At 59.0% G+C, this 18,840-nt stretch carries 14 protein-coding genes, 2 pseudogenes and 2 riboswitches; of the genes and pseudogenes, 6 read left to right on the top strand and 10 right to left on the bottom strand.

All coding sequences use genetic code 11. The features are described 5' to 3' along the window. Window positions 1–36 precede the first annotated feature (36 nt). From AC0V6Z_RS07205 to mmsB, 4 genes are read left to right on the top strand one after another with little or no spacing between them, the layout of a single operon-like run. Window positions 37–1,182, top strand: a complete 1,146-nt coding sequence (locus AC0V6Z_RS07205) for an acyl-CoA dehydrogenase family protein (protein WP_472640658.1) — start codon at window positions 37–39, stop codon at window positions 1,180–1,182. A gap of 28 nt (window positions 1,183–1,210) precedes the next feature. Continuing rightward, window positions 1,211–2,281: an enoyl-CoA hydratase/isomerase family protein gene (locus AC0V6Z_RS07200; RefSeq protein WP_472640657.1), complete on the top strand. Its 1,071-nt coding sequence runs from the start codon at window positions 1,211–1,213 to the stop codon at window positions 2,279–2,281. Next, window positions 2,278–3,072 (top strand): enoyl-CoA hydratase-related protein, encoded by a 795-nt coding sequence (locus AC0V6Z_RS07195; RefSeq protein WP_472640656.1) that lies wholly within the window; start codon window positions 2,278–2,280, stop codon window positions 3,070–3,072. The genes AC0V6Z_RS07200 and AC0V6Z_RS07195 overlap by 4 nt, the downstream gene beginning before the upstream one ends. Before the next feature lie 47 nt (window positions 3,073–3,119). Beyond that, window positions 3,120–4,001, top strand: coding sequence for a 3-hydroxyisobutyrate dehydrogenase (mmsB, locus tag AC0V6Z_RS07190; protein ID WP_472640655.1), 882 nt, complete (start codon window positions 3,120–3,122; stop codon window positions 3,999–4,001). On the opposite strand, the pseudogene AC0V6Z_RS07185 reads toward mmsB, so the two are convergent. Then, window positions 3,976–4,712 (bottom strand): annotated as a pseudogene (locus tag AC0V6Z_RS07185) (Nmad3 family putative nucleotide modification protein). The gene mmsB and the pseudogene AC0V6Z_RS07185 overlap by 26 nt on opposite strands. 145 nt (window positions 4,713–4,857) lie before the next feature. On the opposite strand from AC0V6Z_RS07185, the gene AC0V6Z_RS07180 reads away from it, so the two are divergent. Next, window positions 4,858–5,610, top strand: a complete 753-nt coding sequence (locus tag AC0V6Z_RS07180) for an NTP transferase domain-containing protein (RefSeq protein WP_472640654.1) — start codon at window positions 4,858–4,860, stop codon at window positions 5,608–5,610. A gap of 18 nt (window positions 5,611–5,628) precedes the next feature. Beyond that, window positions 5,629–6,918, top strand: coding sequence for a lipopolysaccharide biosynthesis protein (locus AC0V6Z_RS07175; protein WP_472640653.1), 1,290 nt, complete (start codon window positions 5,629–5,631; stop codon window positions 6,916–6,918). A gap of 10 nt (window positions 6,919–6,928) precedes the next feature. Here the strand turns inward: AC0V6Z_RS07175 and gcvPB are convergent, their stop codons facing one another. The 9 genes and pseudogenes from gcvPB to AC0V6Z_RS07130 all read right to left on the bottom strand — a co-directional run bounded on the left by gcvPB (window position 6,929) and on the right by AC0V6Z_RS07130 (window position 18,736). Next, window positions 6,929–8,524, bottom strand: a complete 1,596-nt coding sequence (gene gcvPB, locus AC0V6Z_RS07170; RefSeq protein ID WP_472640652.1) for an aminomethyl-transferring glycine dehydrogenase subunit GcvPB — start codon at window positions 8,522–8,524, stop codon at window positions 6,929–6,931. Further along, window positions 8,521–9,886 (bottom strand): annotated as a pseudogene (gene gcvPA, locus AC0V6Z_RS07165) (aminomethyl-transferring glycine dehydrogenase subunit GcvPA). Before gcvPA ends, gcvPB begins: the two are co-directional and overlap by 4 nt. Window positions 9,887–9,973: 87 nt before the next feature. Next, entirely contained in the window at window positions 9,974–10,345 is a 372-nt protein-coding gene (gene gcvH, locus AC0V6Z_RS07160; RefSeq protein WP_472640651.1) for a glycine cleavage system protein GcvH, read from the bottom strand. 5 nt (window positions 10,346–10,350) lie between these two features. Beyond that, window positions 10,351–11,508, bottom strand: coding sequence for a glycine cleavage system aminomethyltransferase GcvT (gene gcvT, locus AC0V6Z_RS07155; RefSeq protein ID WP_472640650.1), 1,158 nt, complete (start codon window positions 11,506–11,508; stop codon window positions 10,351–10,353). A 58-nt stretch (window positions 11,509–11,566) separates the two neighbouring features. Further along, a riboswitch (glycine riboswitch) is annotated at window positions 11,567–11,672 on the bottom strand. 2 nt (window positions 11,673–11,674) lie between these two features. Further along, window positions 11,675–11,784: riboswitch (glycine riboswitch) on the bottom strand. Between the two features lie 111 nt (window positions 11,785–11,895). Next, on the bottom strand, window positions 11,896–13,203 hold the full coding sequence (locus AC0V6Z_RS07150; protein WP_472640649.1) for a serine hydrolase domain-containing protein: 1,308 nt from the start codon (window positions 13,201–13,203) through the stop codon (window positions 11,896–11,898). Continuing rightward, window positions 13,139–15,781: a methionine synthase gene (gene metH, locus AC0V6Z_RS07145; RefSeq protein WP_472640648.1), complete on the bottom strand. Its 2,643-nt coding sequence runs from the start codon at window positions 15,779–15,781 to the stop codon at window positions 13,139–13,141. Before metH ends, AC0V6Z_RS07150 begins: the two co-directional genes overlap by 65 nt. Continuing rightward, entirely contained in the window at window positions 15,781–16,827 is a 1,047-nt protein-coding gene (locus AC0V6Z_RS07140; protein WP_472640647.1) for a homocysteine S-methyltransferase family protein, read from the bottom strand. The genes metH and AC0V6Z_RS07140 overlap by 1 nt, the downstream gene beginning before the upstream one ends. Next, a complete protein-coding gene (gene metF / locus AC0V6Z_RS07135; RefSeq protein ID WP_472640869.1) occupies window positions 16,824–17,732 on the bottom strand; it encodes a methylenetetrahydrofolate reductase in 909 nt (302 codons plus the stop codon). Before metF ends, AC0V6Z_RS07140 begins: the two co-directional genes overlap by 4 nt. Before the next feature lie 17 nt (window positions 17,733–17,749). Beyond that, on the bottom strand, window positions 17,750–18,736 hold the full coding sequence (locus AC0V6Z_RS07130; RefSeq protein ID WP_472640646.1) for an ArsR/SmtB family transcription factor: 987 nt from the start codon (window positions 18,734–18,736) through the stop codon (window positions 17,750–17,752). Window positions 18,737–18,840 lie beyond the last annotated feature (104 nt).

The following is an 18,840-nucleotide window of genomic DNA, read 5'->3' as shown; positions in this document are numbered from 1 at the left end:
TTTTCTCGCGCCCTTAAGCCGGGTAGGAGATCATCCATGACAGGACAATTTCAGCTCACAGACGATCAACTCGCGATCCAAGAAATGGCGCAGCGTTTCACCGCCGATAACATCACGCCGTTTGCTGGCGAATGGGACGAGAAACACCATTTCCCCAAAGACGTGATCAAAAGCACCGCAGAGTTGGGCTTTGGCGCGATCTATGTCTCAGAAGAAAGCGGCGGTATCGGGCTTGGCCGACTTGAAGCAGCGTTGATTATGGAGGCGATGTCTTACGGTTGCCCCACCACCAGCGCATTCATCTCGATCCACAATATGGCCGCTTGGATGATTGACCAGTTTGGCGGGGCGGAGATCAAGGAACGCTATCTACCTGACCTCGTCACGATGGATAAGATCGCCAGCTATTGCCTGACAGAACCGGGCAGCGGATCGGACGCTGCAGGTCTGAAGACCAATGCCGTGCTGGACGGTGATCACTACGTACTCAACGGCACGAAGCAGTTCATCTCCGGCGGCGGGGTCAATGATATTTATGTCACCATGGTGCGCACGGGCGAGCATAAAACCAAGGGCATCACATGCCTGGTGATCGACAAAGACACACCAGGCGTTTCGTTCGGCGCGCCTGAGAAGAAGCTCGGTTGGAACGCTTCACCCACGGCGCAGGTGGTCTTCGAAGATGCACGCATTCCGGTCGCGAACCGTGTCGGCGATGAAGGCGAAGGGTTCCGTTTTGCGATGATGGGGCTAGATGGCGGACGCTTGAACATTGGTGCGTGTTCGCTTGGCGGGGCGCAGCGCTGTCTCGATGAGGCGATTGCCTACACCAAGGATCGCAAGCAATTTGACACGCCGATTGCGGACTTTCAAAACACGCAGTTCATGCTGGCCGATATGGCAACCGACCTCGAGAGCGCCCGCGCGCTGCTCTATCTCGCAGCAGCCAAGGTGACAGACAATGCGCCGGACAAGTCGCGCTTCTCAGCGATGGCAAAACGGCTTGCAACCGACAACGGCAGCAAGGTCGTGAACGATGCACTGCAATTGTTCGGCGGATACGGCTATCTCAGGGATTACCCGATTGAACGGTTCTGGCGCGATCTGCGCGTGCACTCAATCCTCGAAGGCACCAATCAGGTAATGCGCATGATCGTGGGCCGCGATCTGCTGCGCCAGTAACCCCAAACCTGCGTTTAGAAAGTTCCTAATGACTCAAGACGTCCTCACCCGCAAAACTGGCGCTGTTGGCCATATCTCGCTGAACCGGCCCAAGGCGCTGCACGCGCTGACACTGGAGATGTGCCATGCGATCAGCGCTGCTCTTACGGAGTGGGCCAATGACGACACGGTCAAAGCTGTCATCCTCGACCACGTAGAGGGCACACGCGGGTTTTGCGCAGGCGGCGATATCGCGTTCTTGCGGGACTCAGCGCTGAATGATGGCGGCATATCGGGCCGCAAGTTCTTTCACGACGAATACCAGCTCAACCATCAGATGTTCACCTATGAAAAGCCGATTGTGGCCTTCATGGATGGGATCACCATGGGCGGCGGGGTTGGCATTTCTCAGCCTGCGAAATTCCGCGTAGCGACCGAAAACACCCGCTTTGCCATGCCAGAAACCGGGATCGGATTGTTCCCCGATGTCGGCGGCGGATGGTATCTTTCGCGCCTGGGCGGGCGGATCGGCCAGTTTCTCGCGCTGACCGGCGCGCGGCTAGATGGCGCAGAATGCGCATGGACCGGCCTTGCGACCCATTACGTGCCGAGCGACATGCTCGATGACCTAAAGGCGCGCATTATTGAGCGGCCTGGCCGGATCGCTGGTATTTTGTCTGAACCCGTGGGCACGCCGCCTGATGCGCGGATTGAAAAGAACGCGCTACGCATTGCCAAGCATTTCGCCAGCGACAGCTATGAAGAGATCCTCGCCAGCTTGGAGGCTGAGATCGAGACCGATGAGAATGGCGGCGCGGATTGGGCCGCGAAAGAGCGTGATACTTTGGGCACCAAGAGCCCGCAGACCTGCAAGGTGGCGCTGCGGCAATTGGCGGACAGCGCAGGCCTCACCGATTTTGCGGACAATATGCGCATGGAATATCGCATCGCATCGCGCGTGCTGACCCGGCCCGATTTTGCCGAGGGCGTTCGCGCGGTCATCACCGACAAGACCAACGATCCCAAATGGGACCCGGCGACGCCAGAGGGCGTGTCTGACGAATTGATCGAGAGCATCTTTGCTACCCTCCCCGAAGACGAGGAATGGAAACCCCTATGAGCTATGAAACCATAACCGTTGAAGCCAATGCGCAAGGGAACACCGGCGTCACACTGATGACGCTCAACCGGCCCAAAGCGCTGAACGCTCTCAATTCGGTTGTACTGGCAGAATTGATTGAGGCATTTGCTGCCTATCAGGCTGATGACAGCCAGCTGTGCGCGGTGCTGACCGGTTCTGGCGAGAAGGCCTTTGCCGCTGGCGCGGATATCAAGGAAATGTCGGACAAGGCGGCGGCCGATTTCTATCTCGACGATTTCTTTTCACCCTGGACCAGCGAGATCGTGAAGAAAACCCGCAAACCCTGGATTGCGGCGGTAAACGGCTTTGCGCTGGGCGGCGGGTGCGAACTTGCCATGATGGCCGACTTCATCATCGCATCGGACAATGCGAAATTCGGGCAACCCGAAATCAAGCTGGGCGTGGCACCCGGGATGGGCGGATCACAGCGTCTCACCCGCGCCATCGGCAAATCGAAATCGATGGAAATGTGCCTGACCGGCCGGATGATGAGCGCGGAAGAAGCCGAGCGTGCGAACTTGATAGTGCGGGTCGTGTCGCAGGTTGACCTGCTGGCCGACGCGTTGAAGTCCGCGAGCACAATTGCAAGCATGCCGCCAATGGCCGCGATCGCGAACAAGGAAATGGTCAACGCCGCGTTTGAAATGACGCTCGATCAGGGCCTGATCATGGAGCGCCGGATCTTCCAAATCCTCACCGCGAGCGAGGATAAGGCCGAGGGTATGGCCGCCTTCATTGAGAAGCGTGAGGGTACTTGGAAGGGGCGGTAGATCTGGATTGAACCGGACCACCCGCACCATCAGAGAGGACAAGTATAATGAAAATCGCATTTATCGGCCTTGGCAATATGGGCGGCGGGATGGCCGCCAACCTCGTTAAGGCGGGCCATGATGTGCGCGCCTTTGACCTATCCGAGGCCGCTTTGGACGCTGCAAAGGACGCAGGCTGCGCGACCTTTACCAGCGCGTCTGAAGCCTGCGCCGATGCCGAGGCGGTTGTCTCCATGCTGCCCAATGGCGCAATCGTGAAATCGGTTTTTGCCGCAGATGTCATCGACAAAGCGCCCGCTGGCGCCGTCTTCCTCGATTGCTCAACCATCGATGTCGCCACCGCTCGCGACGTGATCGAGCTCGCCACAACCGAGGGCTATGACATGGTCGATGCGCCAGTGTCCGGCGGGATTGCGGCGGCGAATGGCGGCACGCTCACCTTTATGGTCGGCGGCACGAAGGCCGCGTTTGACCGCGCAGAGCCGATCCTTTCCGCGATGGGCAAAGCCGTGATCCACGCGGGCAACGCCGGTAATGGTCAAGCGGCGAAAATCTGCAATAACATGCTGCTCGCGGTGCATATGGCGGGCACATGCGAGGCCTTTGCGATGGCTGAAAAGCTCGGTCTGGACCCGCAAACCTTCTACGATATTTCGTCGGTTTCATCCGGCCAGAACTGGTCGATGACCAGCTATTGCCCGGTCCCCGGCGTCGGCCCGCAAAGCCCATCTGACAATGATTACGAAGGCGGCTTTGCTACGGCATTGATGCTGAAGGATCTGCGTCTGGCGATGGATGCAGCGGACACTTCGGACAGCGCCGTTCCTATGGGCTCGCGAGCAGCCGCGCTTTACGAAGATTTCGACGGGGCGGGCAATGGCGGCAAGGATTTTTCCGCCATCATCAAGACCTATTTATCTCAACAATAATCCGCTTCAGCCATTCGCGCGGAGCCTGCCTGCGCCCAATATCGGCGACGAATTCCTGACCGCGCGCAACGCTTTGCAATTGGCCGCGCTTGGCCCAGCGAGATGGCCGGTCGTGATAGGATAGCCCGCCGCGTTTCAGCCAGTCGGGCCTGCGCCACACGCTGGGCGAGGCGCCGGGGATCGTCAGCCGCAGCATATCGCTCGCATTGTTTGCCGTGCGGCCTTCCCCGCGCCAGATCACATCGTTCGAACCGTGCAGCGCGAGCGCATGAGGATGCCCCTCTTTGACAAGCTCGCTTGGGACGTCCTGGGTGAGCGCCACCATCTCTTCAGCGCGCAAATATCCAAAGATGCGGTGGTGTGGATCGCCGCGTGTGCCGTCTGCGTGCTCCTCGCGAAATAACCCGAAGAACACAAACACATCGCCCAGGCCCACGCCTTGCCGCTCCAGATGGGTTTGCGCAGCGCCGCATTGACCGAACCAGCATGTACCATCCCCCGAAACATGGGGTCGTGGTGGCACAAATCGCCTGCGCCCAGCTTACCCTTGCTCGCGACTGAGACCAGATCCCCCAATCCCAAATCGCCATAGCGCGTGCTGCTGGCCGCGCTAGCCGGGATCGGCAGGCTAATCGGCTGGCCATCCACTATCGGAGACGGTCCGCCGCCCGCCGCGCTGTCAAACCCTTTGCGAGAGAAGATAATCCGCATGTGCTGGTCCATGGCGTGCAAACCATTGTTGCACAACACTCATCGCACTCCACTTTGCGCACTCCCACGATAAGCGCTAAAGGCGCGTGCATGGACGGATCAATCAAAGCAACAGCTCTCATCATGGCTAAGCAAACGCTCTGGCGTGCTTGACCCCTTGGCTCAACGCGCTGGTGTGGCGCAGAAATGCGTCGTCCCGGTCAATGGCACCCCCATGGTCGCACGCGTGGTCGAACAGGTCGCGGCCTGTGACCGTGTCGGCAAAATTCGCATTGTGGCGCATGAGCCAGACGAGATTGCGGCTCAGCCCGTCGTGGCAAAGCTGCTCGAAGAAGGCCGCCTGAGCTTTGCTGAGGGTAAATTCAACATCGTCGACAGCGTGTTTTCAGGTGCGGAGGGCGTGGAGTTTCCCATGCTCATCACCACCGCTGACAATTGTCTGGTCACTCCGGAAGGCTACGCCGAATTCATCGACAAAGCTTTGGCTGAAGAGGCTGGCGCTGCCGCAGGTCTCGCGCGCAAAGAAGACGTGCAGGCCGCCGATCCGGAAGGCCAGTCGAAGTTCTATCAATTCCAGGACGGCGGTTATTCCAATTGCAACATGTATTGGATGGGTAGTGCGGACGCTTTAAAAGCCGCCGAGATCATGCGCGAAGGTGGGCAATTTGTGAAATTCCCACGCCGCATCATCAAGGCCTTCGGTTTTATGAACCTGATCCGGTTCCGCATGGGCTGGGGCTCCAAAGAAAAATTGTTCACTCAAATATCCAACCGGTTCGGATTAAAGATGGTGCCGATTGTTCTGTCTAAGGGGCAATATGCCATCGACGTTGATAATGAACGGACCTTTGAAGTGACCGAACGGCTGCTGGCAAAAACCGAAGGCAAACGCGGCTAAACATACGGACACGCCGCCATGAAGCGCCTCTTTAAAAACATCGGTTGGCTCCTCGGAGGGCGCGGCTTCAACGCAGCGATGAGCCTGCTGTATCTTTACCTTGCGACGCACACGCTGGGGATTGAGAGCTTTGGTCATTTCGCCATCATTGTCGCTTTGGGCCAGACGGTCACCGGCCTCGCCAATTTTCAAACCTGGCAATTCATCATCCGCTGGGGCGCAAACGGCGATGGCCCCGGAGAGGCAACCGGCTTTGCCATCGCGCTTGATCTGCTGTCGGTTGTGATGGGCGCGGTGATCGCAGCCTTTGTCGTATGGACGGCGCAGATGTGGCTACCTCTGCCCAGCGAGCTGTTATGGCTGACCTTCGGCTATTGCATCGTCTCGCTGCTATCGATCCGCACGACGCCGACAGGTCTTCTACGACTGAGGTTTAAGTTTGCCACGGCGACCGGGGCTGAAGCGGTCCAACCCGCGATCCGCGCGGCAGGCGCGGTTCTCGCCTGGATGTTCATGCCCAATGTCGCTGGCTTTATCATGGCCTGGGCCGCGGCAGAGGTCGCCGTGGCGGTGACGCTCTGGATCGTTGCAACGCGCAAGGAACCGATTGACCTGTCGCAGGTCAGCCTGACCAAGCTCCCCAAAAAGCACCGCGATGTTTGGCGCTTTGTCTGGTCGACCAACATGTCAGGCAGCCTGACGATTGCAGGCAAACAAGTGATCATCCTGTTGGTTGGCACGTTTGGCGGAGCAGCGCTGGCTGGCGGCTTCCGGGTCGCGGCTCAGCTGGGTCAGGCGCTGGTGACATTGGCGCAAACCATATCGAAAGCGATCCTGCCAGAGCTGGTTCATGACAAGGAAAACGCGGTCGAGATCGCGCGGCGCATGGCCAATATAGCGGTTGTCGCCGACGGGCTGGCGGTAGGAATGGCGCTGCTGTTTGGCCGCTGGGGCCTCGCGACCATCGCGGAGGATGATTTCTCCGGCTTTTACTGGGCGATGGTGATCCTCTCTATCGCAGGCGCGGTGGAGCTGGTCGGGGCGAGTCTGGAATCGCTGTTGGTTTCCGCTGGTAAGGCGCACACCGCATTTTTCGTGCGGGCAGTGCCGACCATCCTCGCGCTGCTCCTGCTCGGCACAGCGATTGAGTGGGACGGCGCGAAAGGCGCTGCATTTGCCATGCTCGGATCAAGCTCTCTCGCCGTGCTGGGCTTTTTCGTGGTGGTGCTGAACCTACGCGAGATCAAAATCGCCGTTGCGCCCGGTGGCGAGGCGGAGCTCAAAAAGCCCGAACGCCCCGCCCTCTAGGCGCAATAGTCTAAGCTGACAGTTCTGGGTCCTGCCATGCCAGCTTCGGTTTGCGCGCAGCCTGCGTCTCGTCCAGCCTGCGGCGCGGCGCATAATACGGTGCCTGCTTCATGCTCTCATCGCCAGCCAGCGCGCGCTCGGCCACGCTGCGGAATGCGGTGATGAACTGATCAATGCTCGCCTTGCTCTCGGTCTCGGTCGGCTCGACCAGCATCGCGCCGTGCACCACCAACGGGAAATACACCGTCATCGGATGATAGCCCTCATCGATCAGCGCTTTCGCCAGATCGAGCGTTGAGAGGCCGCCGCCGAAATCCTTATCGCCAAACAGTGCCTCGTGCATGCACGGCCCGCTGTCTGCGAACGGAGCGTGGAGGATATCTTCCAGACTGCGCAGCACATAATTGGCATTGAGCACCGCGTCCTCGGCGACTTGCTTCAGGCCGTCGGCTCCGTGGCTGAGCATATAGGTCAGCGCGCGGGTGAACATGCCCATCTGGCCGTGAAACGCGGTCATCCGGCCAAAGCTGGATAACTCGTCACCAAAGTGTTCGCGGGCGAAATCGTCCGCCTGCTCTTCTTCAACCAGATGCACCACGCCGTCTGCGGTGCGCGCCGTGTAGGGTAGCGGCATGAAAGGCGCGAGCGCTTCGGACAGGACAACCGGGCCAGAACCGGGACCACCGCCGCCATGCGGGGTCGAAAACGTTTTATGCAGATTGATGTGCATCGCATCGACGCCAAGGTCGCCAGGGCGCACTCGGCCAACGATCGCGTTGAAATTCGCACCGTCGCAATAGACGAAACCACCAGCGGCATGGACCGCATCGCTGATTTCGCGCAGATCGGGTTCAAACAGGCCGCATGTGTTCGGGTTGGTGATCATCACCGCTGCAACGTCCGGGCCCAACCGAGCTTTCAGAGCCTCTAGATCAACCCGGCCCGCAGGCGTCGCAGGAATATTCTCCACCCGGTAGTTGGCAAAAGCAGCCGTTGCTGGATTGGTGCCGTGCGCGCTTTCCGGAACCAGCACGACTTCACGCGCATCACCGCGCGCTTCGAGTGCGGCACGGATGCACAGGATACCGCACAATTCACCATGCGCGCCCGCCTTGGGACTCATCGCAACACTGTGCATTCCAGTTAAGGTCAGCAGCCAATGCGCCAGCTCATTCATCACCTTCAGCGCACCCTGCACCGTTTGCACCGGTTGCAGCGGGTGAATATCAGCAAAGCCAGGAAGCCGCGCGACCTTCTCGTTAAGGCGCGGATTGTGCTTCATCGTGCAACTGCCGAGCGGGAAGAAGCCCAGATCAATGCCATAATTCTGGCGGCTTAGGCGGGTGTAATGACGCACCGTTTCTGGCTCTGTCAGACCGACGAGACCAATCGGATCCATGCGATCAAAACCGCCCAGGCGGTTTGGCGCGCCGGGGTCAATCTCTGGCAGGTCAACGCCGGTTGTTTCCGCATGGCCAATCTCAAAGATCAGCGGTTCTTCCAGCATCAAAGCGCGGTTGCCAGTTGTGGTCGAAGGGCCATTGTGGAGACCGTCTTCGCTCACTTGCATCTCAGGCTTCCAGCCAGATTTGTTGGGCGCGTTCATGACAGCACTCCTTCCAGCTCGCTCGCCAGTGTTTCGATGTCTTCCTCTGTCGCCATCTCGGTCACGGCAACCAGCAGAGCATCCTCCAGCCCCGCAACACCGGGATAGAGCCGGTCGAGCGAAACGCCGCCAAGAACGCCGCGATCAGCCAGACAGCGCACAACATCGCGCGCTGGCTTTCCGCCGAGTTGCAGAGTGAATTCGTTGAAGAAGGCGCTGTTGAGCAGGCTCACACCGGGGATTTTTTCCAGCCGGTCCGCCGCAATGCAGGCCAAGCGGTGGTTCTCAGCCGCCAGCTCGCGCAGGCCCTTTTCGCCGAGCAAGGTCATGTGAACATTGAACGCTAGCGCGCACAGGCCGGAGTTGGTGCAGATGTTGGAGGTCGCCTTTTCGCGGCGAATATGCTGCTCCCGCGTGGAGAGCGTCAGCACGAAGCCACGCTTGCCCTCTGCATCCGTGGTCTCGCCGCACAGCTAAGCCCGGCATTTGCCGCACATGCTTCGGATCGCGCACTGCGAACAGGCCAAGGTAAGGCCCGCCAAATTGCAAGCCAACGCCAATCGATTGGCCCTCACCCACTACTATGTCCGCGCCCATCTCGCCCGGCGATTTGATCGCGCCCAGCGCCACCGGCTCTGTGTTCACTACCACCAGCAAAGCGCCCTTTGCATGGGCAGCGTCGGCCAGTTCGGTGAGGTCCGGAATGCGGCCCAGAATATCTGGATATTGCACCACGACGCAGGCGGTGTCTTCATCGATCCGGCTGATCAGGCCAGCATTGTCTGGCTCGGTTTGAATGGCGGGCATCGCATCGGCGATGGTGTCGCCGGTAAACTGCGCCATGGTCTTAACGACTTGGCTGTAATGCGGGTGCAGCGCGCCCGATAGCACTGCGCGATGGCGGCGCGTGACGCGCCCAGCCATGGCCACCGCTTCCCAGCATGCAGTAGAGCCATCATACATCGAGGCATTGGCAACCACGCAGCCATAGAGCCGCGCGACCTGGCTCTGAAATTCGAACAGCATTTGCAGCGTGCCCTGAGCGATCTCAGGCTGATACGGCGTGTACGCGGTCAGAAACTCGCCGCGCTGGATCACCGTGTCGACACTGGCGGGAACATGGTGGCGATACGCCCCTGCGCCAAGGAAGAATGACGCATCACCTGCCGCCAAATTCTTGTTTGCGCGCGCTTTCATATGCCGCTCAACCGCCATTTCGGAGGCATGCATCGGCAGCTCGCGGATCGGGCCATCAAGCTGCGCCACGGCTGGCACATCGACAAACAGATCATCGATCGAATTGGCACCAATTTTCGCCAGCATATCTGCGCGATCAGTGTCGGTAAGAGGCAGGTAACGCATTGAGTATTCTCCAGACCGCTTTGCTATCGGAAAAGCAGTATCCCACCGCGCCGTCAGTTACGGCGCGGTGGGCGATTCAGATGCCGATTAAAGACTATCGACGAAGGTCTTATAGCCTTTGTCATCCATCAAGCCTTCCAGTTCGCCAGTGTCGCTGATTGTCAGGCGAAAAAACCATCCCTCTTCCTCGGGCGAGGTGTTGACCAGAGCGGGCTCATCTTCGAGCGAGGAATTGGTCTCGGTCACTTCGCCCGTGATCGGCGCGTAGACATCGCTTGCCGCCTTAACGCTTTCCACCACAGCAGCCTCGCCGCCCTTGTCGACCGTCGCGCCCACATCGGGCAGTTCGACGAACACGATATCGCCCAATTGTTCCTGCGCATAATCGGTGATGCCAACCGTGGCGGTTTCGCCTTCGACATCAATCCATTCATGTTCATCGGTGAAATAACGCGGCATTTTGATCAGCTCCCTCGGTAATAATTATGGGGTACAAATGGCATGGGTGAAACGGTGGCGGAGAGGCGCTTGGAGCGCACCTCAATCTCTAGTGTTTGGCCTTCGCCCGCATGGGCAGGATCGATATAGGCCATGGCAATCGGAACCCCGAGCGTGGGTGAAAACCCGCCGCTGGTGACAACGCCAATTTCCTCATCTCCGGCAAAAACCTTGGCACCTTCGCGCGCAGGCATACGACCATCGACTTTCAGGCCAATGCGCGTTTTCGCGGGGCCATTCGCAATCTCGCTCTGGACGCGCTCTGCTCCCAGAAAGCCGCCTTCGCTGCGGCGGCGCTTGTTAATTCCAAAGATCAGTCCTGCTTCGATCGGGCTAATTTCCGGCGATAGATCATGGCCGTAAAGCGGCAGGCCAGCTTCCAAACGCAAGCTGTCGCGTGCTCCAAGCCCAATCGGGCGAACCCCTGGCTCAGCGCAGAGCAGGGTCGCGATCTCTTCCGCCGCCTCTGCCGGGATGGAGATTTCAAACCCATCCTCGCCAGTGTAGCCCGCACGCGCGATTGTCACCACATGTCCCGCGATCTCGAACCGGCCAAAGCGCATAAAGGTCAGATCGGCCAAGGAATATTCGCCCGTCGCATGGCGTACGAGCGCATCGACAGCCTTGGGGCCTTGCAGTGCGAGCAGAGCATGCTCGTCCATGTGGTGAAGCGTAATTGCATCAGGCAGGTGTTCGCGCAGATGGCCAATGTCATCCCATTTGGTCGCGCCATTGACCACCAGATACAGATTACCCGGCCAGCGCGAGACCATCAGATCATCGAGCACACCGCCATTTTCATCGAGTAGCAGAGAATAGCGCTGACGCCCCAGTTTCAGTGTTGAAAGATCGATCGGCAGGATTGCTTCGACGGCCTCGTCGAGTCCTTCGCCCGACAACAACACCTGCCCCATGTGGCTCACGTCGAACAGACCGGCGCTGGTCCGCGTCCATTCGTGCTCGGCAACAATGCCGCCGCCCTCGCCCGTATATTGGATCGGCATTTCATAGCCTGCGAACGGGACCATGCGCGCGCCGCGTGCCCGGTGCCAGGCGTCCAGCGGCAGCTGAGCAATCGGCGGTGCGCCATCTTCCATATCATCAGTGGTGTGATCGTCGCTCAAAATCAGTCCCCGCACAGGCGTGCGACGCTCCACTATTGAAGCGCCGTTTCATCCTGCCCCCTCTGTCGGGAAACCTGAGAGCTTAGCTCAGCCTTGCCTTGCGGCGCTGCGAGCCTTCCCCTTCGGTGGCCTTGCGAATGCTCGCAAGAGCGCTTTCCAGAGTGCCCATTCCAGCGCGGTCCGTTTGCCTGAGAGTTTCCGGGGCGGTTGCTCCTTCGGCGCCTTGCCCGAATGCTTTTGCAAGCACATCGGCCAAATCTCTCCCGCGAAAGATGCCAGAATCACTTCTGACGGGCATGCGCCATGTTGCGCATGCGAAGGGGTGCGTCAATCTCCGCCAAGCATTATCCGGGAAAACACGAAATAATCGTGCGATCAGTTGGAGTTTTACTCCGCCAGCAGCGCCTGAGCGTGCTTCATCAGGTCGATTTCGCGCTGCGAGAACCCGCCCTCGTCCTCGGCCCCTTGGCGCGGAGGAACAGCCGTGGTGAAATAGGCGAAGCCCTGCTTCCCATTCTCGGAGAACCACAGCCCAGAACGCAGGCCATAGGCCTCTCCTGCGTGGCCAAGCCAAGCGCTACCGTTTCGAAACAAGTCATCTTGGCAATTCGAGCCTTTCATCGCAATCACTTGGACATGGAGCCCGTAGAAACAGAAGAATTCTTGACCGGGGATCGAGTTGGACGAAATGCGCCTTGCCGCAGGACGCATCATTTTCCGAGGGAATGGTCCGGCATTCTCTAGAACAAGTGCCTGCCCGATCTTTGCCAGATCTATCATGCCGATCCGCACGCCACCTTGGGGTGAGAAGATCGACGCATTGGTGCCCGGCACATAGCTCTCAAGGTCGCATGCAGTGCCTTCCGCCACCGGTACAGTGCAATTGGGCGGCAGATCGCTTGGTTCATCGCGCGCGACCTCGCCCGTGTCGCGGTAAAGCGTGACGGCACGGGAGGTCATATCTTCATCGCAACCGATCCAGTTTAGACAGGCCTTGATCCCCAGCGGCGCAAAAACCGTGCGTTCCACAATGCGGTCATATCGCTCGCCCGCTGCCGCCTCGAGCACGGTCGCCACAACAGGCGATCCAAAGTTTGCATATTCAAACGGAGCCTCTCCGGGCGGGCTATCCGCATACCACGCCTGCGGCTCGCCAAGTTTCGCCTCCAGGCTTTCGCCGAGCGGAATGACGTAGCCCGCATTATCGCGCAGCCCGGATCGGTGGGACAGCAATTGCTCCAGTGTTACCTTGGCATCGGGAAATTTGGGCGAGCGAACCTGCCAACCGAGATAATCCGATACATCGGCATCCAGATTGACCTTGCCCTCATCGACCAGCCGCAAGGTTGCCAGCGCCATGATGAGCTTTGAAATGCTCGCAATGCGCACCGGATCGTTGGCCTCGACCGCCTCGCCCCGCTCCCGATTGCGTACACCTTCGACAATCAGCGGCGTGATAGTCTCTCGGTCAAACGCCACCACCACTGTGGCAGGCGGCGGACCGGCGTCGATGTCCGGTATGGTCGCGCAGGCCGATGTCATCGGCAAAACAAGGAGCAGCGGGGCAAGCAATCGAGCATACATCGCCAGAGCATTGCCGCTGCGCCGCCCAAAATCAATCGAGATTGGCCTAATCCAGATTTGGACGCAGCCAGCGTTCCGCCGTTGCCAAATCGACCCCGCGCCGCGTGGCATAATCCTCCAATTGATCGCGCCCAACCCGCGCCACGCCGAAATATTGCGATTCCGGGTGCCCGAAATAGAAGCCTGAGACCGCCGCCGTTGGATACATCGCGAAGCTTTCGGTCAGCGTCAGGCCAACGTTCTTTTCCGCTTCGAGCAGTTCAAACAGGATCGGCTTGAGCGAGTGATCGGGGCACGCGGGATAGCCAGGCGCCGGGCGAATGCCGCGATATTGCTCTTTGATCAGTGCTTCATTGGTCAGCTGCTCACCGGGTGCATAGCCCCAAAGATCAGTGCGTGTGTGCTGGTGCAGACGCTCGGCAAAGGCCTCGGCAAACCGGTCCGCCAGCGCTTTCAGCAGAATATCGGAATAGTCATCTTTGTCCGCTTGGAAACGAGCTGAATGCGGCTCTATCCCGTGAATACCGACCGCAAAGCCGCCGATCCAATCGCCATCGGGATCGATAAAGTCGGCAAGGCACATATTCGCCCGATCGCGCGATTTCTTCACCTGTTGGCGTAGGAAAGGCAGCGTCACATGCTCTTCGCGCCGAACCCTGTGGATCGTCACATCATCGCCGTCGCGTGCACACGGCCAAAAGCCCGCAACACCGCGCGCCGTCAGCCATTTCTCCGCAATGATCTGGTCGAGCATCGCATTGGCGTCATCGAACAGCTGGCTGGCGGTTTCGCCCACCACGTCATCCGTCAGGATCGCGGGATAATTGCCGTGCAGCTCCCACGCGCGGAAGAACGGTGTCCAATCGATATATTGCCGCAGATCCGCCAAATCCCAATCGTCAAACGGATGCACACCGGGATTGAGCGGCGGTGCAGGTTTATCGCTGAGGTAAGCGTCGTAATAATTGGCCCGCGCGTCTTCGATACTCAGCAGCACGCTCGGCGTCTTGCCTGCCCTCGCCTCGCGAACTTTGGTGTAGTCGCCCGCCGTTTCGCCAACGAAGCCATCGCGCTGGGTGTCTGACAGTAGTTTCGACGCCACGCCAACCGCGCGGCTCGCATCCAGCACATGGATCACCGGGCCTTCGTAGGCTGGGTCGATCTTGAGCGCGGTGTGAACCTTGCTGGTGGTTGCCCCGCCGATCAGCAGCGGCATCGTCATCTCCGCGCGTTGCATTTCTTCAGCCACGGTCACCATCTCATCTAGCGAGGGAGTGATTAGGCCGGACAGACCGATCATATCGACATTGTTGTCATTCGCGATTTCCAGAATCTTGGGCCAGGGCACCATCACACCAAGGTCGATCACCTCATAGCCATTGCATTGCAACACAACGCCGACGATATTTTTGCCAATATCATGCACGTCACCCTTCACGGTCGCCATGATGATCTTGCCTTTGGCCTTACGCTCAGCCTCTGGCAGCAGATCCTTCTCCGCCTCGATAAACGGGATGAGATGCGCAACGGCCTTCTTCATGACACGCGCTGATTTCACCACTTGCGGCAGAAACATTTTTCCGCTGCCAAACAGGTCGCCAACGACATTCATGCCGTCCATCAACGGACCTTCGATCACTTCGATCGGGCGGCCGCCAGCGTCGGCAGTGGCGCTGCGCATTTCCTCAGTATCATCGACGATATGTGCATCGATCCCCTTGACCAGCGCATGCTCCAGCCGCTTGCGAACTTCCCAACCGCGCCATTCCGCCGCCTGCTTATCGTCTTCCTTTGACTGGCCTTTGAAGCTTTCGGCGAGGTTGATCAGCCGCTCCGTCGCGCTGTCTTCTCCCTCTACCGGGCGCATCAGGATCACATCTTCGCACGCATCGCGCAGGACGGGATCAATCGTGTCATAAACATCCAACTGCCCGGCATTGACGATCGCCATGTCTAGTCCAGCGGGGATCGCGTGATAGAGGAAGACCGAGTGCATCGCGCGGCGCACCGTCTCGTTCCCGCGAAAGCTGAAGGAGAGGTTGGACAGGCCGCCGCTTGTCTTCACATGCGGGCACGCAGCCTTGATTTCGCGCACAGCCTCAATGAAGTCGAGGCCATAACGGTCATGTTCTTCGATGCCGGTGGCGACCGCAAAAACGTTCGGATCAAAGATGATATCTTCCGGCGGAAAGCCGATGTCAGTAAGCAATTCATAAGCGCGGCTGCAAATCTCAACCTTGCGTGCCTTGGTGTCCGCCTGACCGGTCTCGTCAAACGCCATCACCACAACAGCCGCGCCATAGGCCATGCATTTACGCGCTTGCTCCAGGAACGGCTCTTCGCCTTCCTTCATCGAGATTGAGTTCACGATCGGCTTGCCGGAAACGCATTTCAGACCAGCCTCAATCACCTCCCATTTGGAGCTGTCGATCATCACTGGAACACGGGCAATATCAGGCTCTGCCGCGATCAATTTGAGGAACGTCGTCATAGCGTGGACCGCATCAAGCAGCCCCTCGTCCATATTGACGTCGATCACCTGAGCGCCGTTTTCCACCTGCTGGCGCGCGACCTCGACCGCGGCGGTGTAGTCATCCGCCATGATGAGCTTCTTGAACCGAGCGCTGCCGGTGACATTGGTGCGCTCACCAACATTGATGAAGCGCGCTGTCGAATTTTGCTGGTCCATCAGGCCGCCACCGTGAAGGGTTCGAGGCCCGCAAGCCGCATGGCCGTTTCTGGCGCAGGCACATTGCGCGGGGCGAGGCCCGCAACCGCATCGGCAATCGCCTGAATATGCGCAGGCGAAGACCCGCAGCAACCGCCCAGAATATTCGCCTGACCATTCTCGGCCCATTGCTTGACGAGTCCCGCCGTGGTTTCCGGCATTTCGTCATATTCCCCCAGCTCATTGGGCAGACCCGCGTTGGGATAGGCCATCAGCAAAGTGTCCGCGATGCCCGAGAGAACCTGAACATGCGGGCGCAGTTGATCCGCACCAAAGCTGCAATTGAGGCCGATGGTAATCGGATTGGCGTGACGCACAGCATACCAGAATGCCTCGACCGTATGGCCGGACAGATTGCGGCCAGACAGGTCGGTCAGCGTCATAGAGATCATCACCGGAACTTCGCGCCCCAGATCTGTCTCCAACTGCTTTACCGCCATAATCCCGGCCTTGGCATTGAGCGTGTCAAACACCGTTTCAATCAGGATGAAATCACACCCACCCTCTATCAACGCCGCCGCCTGTTCCTTGTAGACTGCGGTCAGCTCATCAAAATCAATCTCGCGAAAGCCAGGATCTTCGACATCGGGGCTGAGCGAGAGCGTCTTATTAGTCGGCCCAATCGCTCCGGTAACAAAGCGCGGTCGGCCGTCCTTCGCCGCATATTCATCGGCCAACGCTCGGGCGATCTTGCCACTGGCGATGTTGATCGCGGCCACCTGATCCTCAGCGGCGTAATCCGCCTGACTAATCCGGTTGGCTGAAAAGGTGTTGGTCGAAATCACGTCCGATCCAGAATCAAGATAGGCGCGCGTAATGTCTTCAATCACATCAGGCCGGGTCAGGGCGAGAATGTCATTATTGCCCTTCTGATCAGCCTTAAGGCCCAGATCGCCGGCATAGTCCTCTTCGGTCAGCTTGCGTTCCTGGATTTGCGTCCCGAACGCGCCGTCAAAGATCAACACCCGCTCGCCAGCTTGCTCCAACAAGGCTTCCCGCGCGTTCACGCTGCTTCTCCGACCGGGCGTTTGCCGAGCATGTGGCAAATTGCATAGCTCAACTCCGCACGGTTGAGCGTGTAAAAATGAAATTGGCGCACGCCGCCCGCGTAAAGCTTGCGACACAGCTCTGCCGCAATCGTTGCGGAGACCAGTTGGCGAGCCGCCGGACGCTCGTCCAAGCCGTCGAACAGGCCTTCCATCCAACCAGGTATCGCCGTCCCGCACATGCCGGACATGCGTTGGACCGCGGCGAAGCTCATTACAGGCATAATGCCTGGCACAATTTCGCCATTGATCCCCGCCGCTGCCGCCTTGTCACGAAATCGGAAGAAGCATTCCGGTTCAAAAAAGAACTGAGTGATTGCGCGGGTCGCCCCCGCTTCAAACTTCGCTTTCAAATTGTCGATATCGGCCTGCGCATCGGGGGAATCCGGGTGAACCTCAGGGTAGGCCGCAACGGATATCTCGAAATCAGCCACATTTTTTAGGCCCGAAATCAGCTCCACCGCATTCGCGTATCCACCGGGATGCGGCGTGTATCCGCCTGCGCCCTCAGGCGGGTCTCCGCGTAGAGCAACGATATGACGGATACCGCTTTCCCAATAATGCCGCGCCACCGCATCCACCTCTTCGCGAGTTGCGTTGACGCAGGTCAGGTGCGCTGCTGCTGGAATATTGGTTTCCTGATTGATCCGCACAACCTGCTCATGAGTGCGCTCGCGAGTGGTGCCACCAGCGCCATAGGTAACCGACACGAAGCGCGGCCCCAGCGGTGAGAGCGTGTCGACACTGCTCCACAAGGTCTCCGCCATCTTCTCCGACTTAGGTGGAAAGAATTCAAAGCTGATTTCAATGTCGCCGGGCAAGCCGGAGAAAAGCGGCGTATCCAACGCCGTGCGCGCTTCATGCATTTGATCGAGGGTCGGGCTCACGCTGTGCGTTCCTTAGCGGGGGTTGAGAGAGGGTTGCTGCGACGTTCGCCGAGCCAGATTTTCACAGTCAGCTGCTCGCCATCAAGTGCTTGCGGCGCTTCGGGTTCAAAGCCTGCATCAAACAGCAGATCGCGCAATTGCGCGTCGGAAAAGCCAAGGCGCGCGTGCGCATGGCGATCACGCAATTCTTCATGATTGTGGGCGGCAAAGTCGACGATTGCGATGCGCCCACCGGGCCGCGTGACCCGCGCCGCCTCCAGCAGTGCAAGTGCAGGGTCTTGCACGAAATGAAGCACTTGGTGGATCACAATCGTATCAAAACTCGCCGCAGCAAAAGGCAGATCGCCCAGATCGCCCTGCACCAGTTCAATCTGTTCTGTCGGTAGATGTTGCAGTTTAGCCCGTGCGATCCGCAGCATCTCAAGGCTCTTGTCGAGCGCGACAATCCGTTCCGCGCTATCCGCAAACAATTCCGCCATACGGCCTGTTCCCGTGCCGATATCTAGCAGCGTTCCCAGCGGAGCATCGCCCAGAGCGCGCGCCAGAGCCTTTTCAACCTCGCTGTCTGAGCTGTGCAAGCGGCGCAGCTCATCCCATTCCCCGGCATGGCGCGCAAAGTAACCCTCCGCGGTCTCTTCGCGGGCAGTCCGGATCGCGGCCAGTTTGCGCATATCCTCGGCGCAGGACTGGCCAAAGTCCTGATCTTCTGCCTCAGCAATGGCCAGCAAACGGGCAATAGCTTCCACTAAAGGAGAGGCTTGCTCCGCCCCGCCCTGCATGCGCAGAAACACCCAGCTGCCTTCGCGTCGCCGCTCCGCCAGACCCGCATCGCACAATATTCCAACATGGCGCGAAACACGCGGCTGGCTCTGCCCCAGCACTTGCGCAAGCTCGCCAACGGCCAATTCCATCGCCGAAAGCAGGCGCATAATGCGCAGCCGGGTGGGGTCGGCAAGCGCACGGAAGATTGTGTCGATATTCATCACAGAAGCAACATATAAAGATATTTATATATGTGTAAATAGTCCGCAGCCATAAGGGTTAACCCTCAGCATACTGCCGTAACAACGCGCGGACTTGCATTCTG

The organism is Erythrobacter sp. SN6-5, assembly GCF_057364945.1.
The sequence above is the reverse complement of the archived record's forward strand: the minus strand, read 5'-3'. Positions and strand labels throughout refer to the sequence as shown.

Bases quoted from the DNA above. Each gene is read 5' to 3' on its own strand.
- gcvH (WP_472640651.1), bottom strand. From the start codon at position 10,345: ATGCCGCGTTATTTCACCGATGAACATGAATGGATTGATGTCGAAGGC.
- AC0V6Z_RS07195 (WP_472640656.1), top strand. From the start codon at position 2,278: ATGAGCTATGAAACCATAACCGTTGAAGCCAATGCGCAAGGGAACACC.
- mmsB (WP_472640655.1), top strand. From the start codon at position 3,120: ATGAAAATCGCATTTATCGGCCTTGGCAATATGGGCGGCGGGATGGCC.
- gcvPB (WP_472640652.1), bottom strand. From the start codon at position 8,524: ATGAACGCGCCCAACAAATCTGGCTGGAAGCCTGAGATGCAAGTGAGC.
- AC0V6Z_RS07130 (WP_472640646.1), bottom strand. From the start codon at position 18,736: ATGAATATCGACACAATCTTCCGTGCGCTTGCCGACCCCACCCGGCTG.
- AC0V6Z_RS07205 (WP_472640658.1), top strand. From the start codon at position 37: ATGACAGGACAATTTCAGCTCACAGACGATCAACTCGCGATCCAAGAA.
- metF (WP_472640869.1), bottom strand. From the start codon at position 17,732: ATGCATGAAGCGCGCACGGCGTTGGATACGCCGCTTTTCTCCGGCTTG.
- metH (WP_472640648.1), bottom strand. From the start codon at position 15,781: ATGGACCAGCAAAATTCGACAGCGCGCTTCATCAATGTTGGTGAGCGC.
- AC0V6Z_RS07200 (WP_472640657.1), top strand. From the start codon at position 1,211: ATGACTCAAGACGTCCTCACCCGCAAAACTGGCGCTGTTGGCCATATC.
- AC0V6Z_RS07175 (WP_472640653.1), top strand. From the start codon at position 5,629: ATGAAGCGCCTCTTTAAAAACATCGGTTGGCTCCTCGGAGGGCGCGGC.
- AC0V6Z_RS07150 (WP_472640649.1), bottom strand. From the start codon at position 13,203: ATGCCACGCGGCGCGGGGTCGATTTGGCAACGGCGGAACGCTGGCTGC.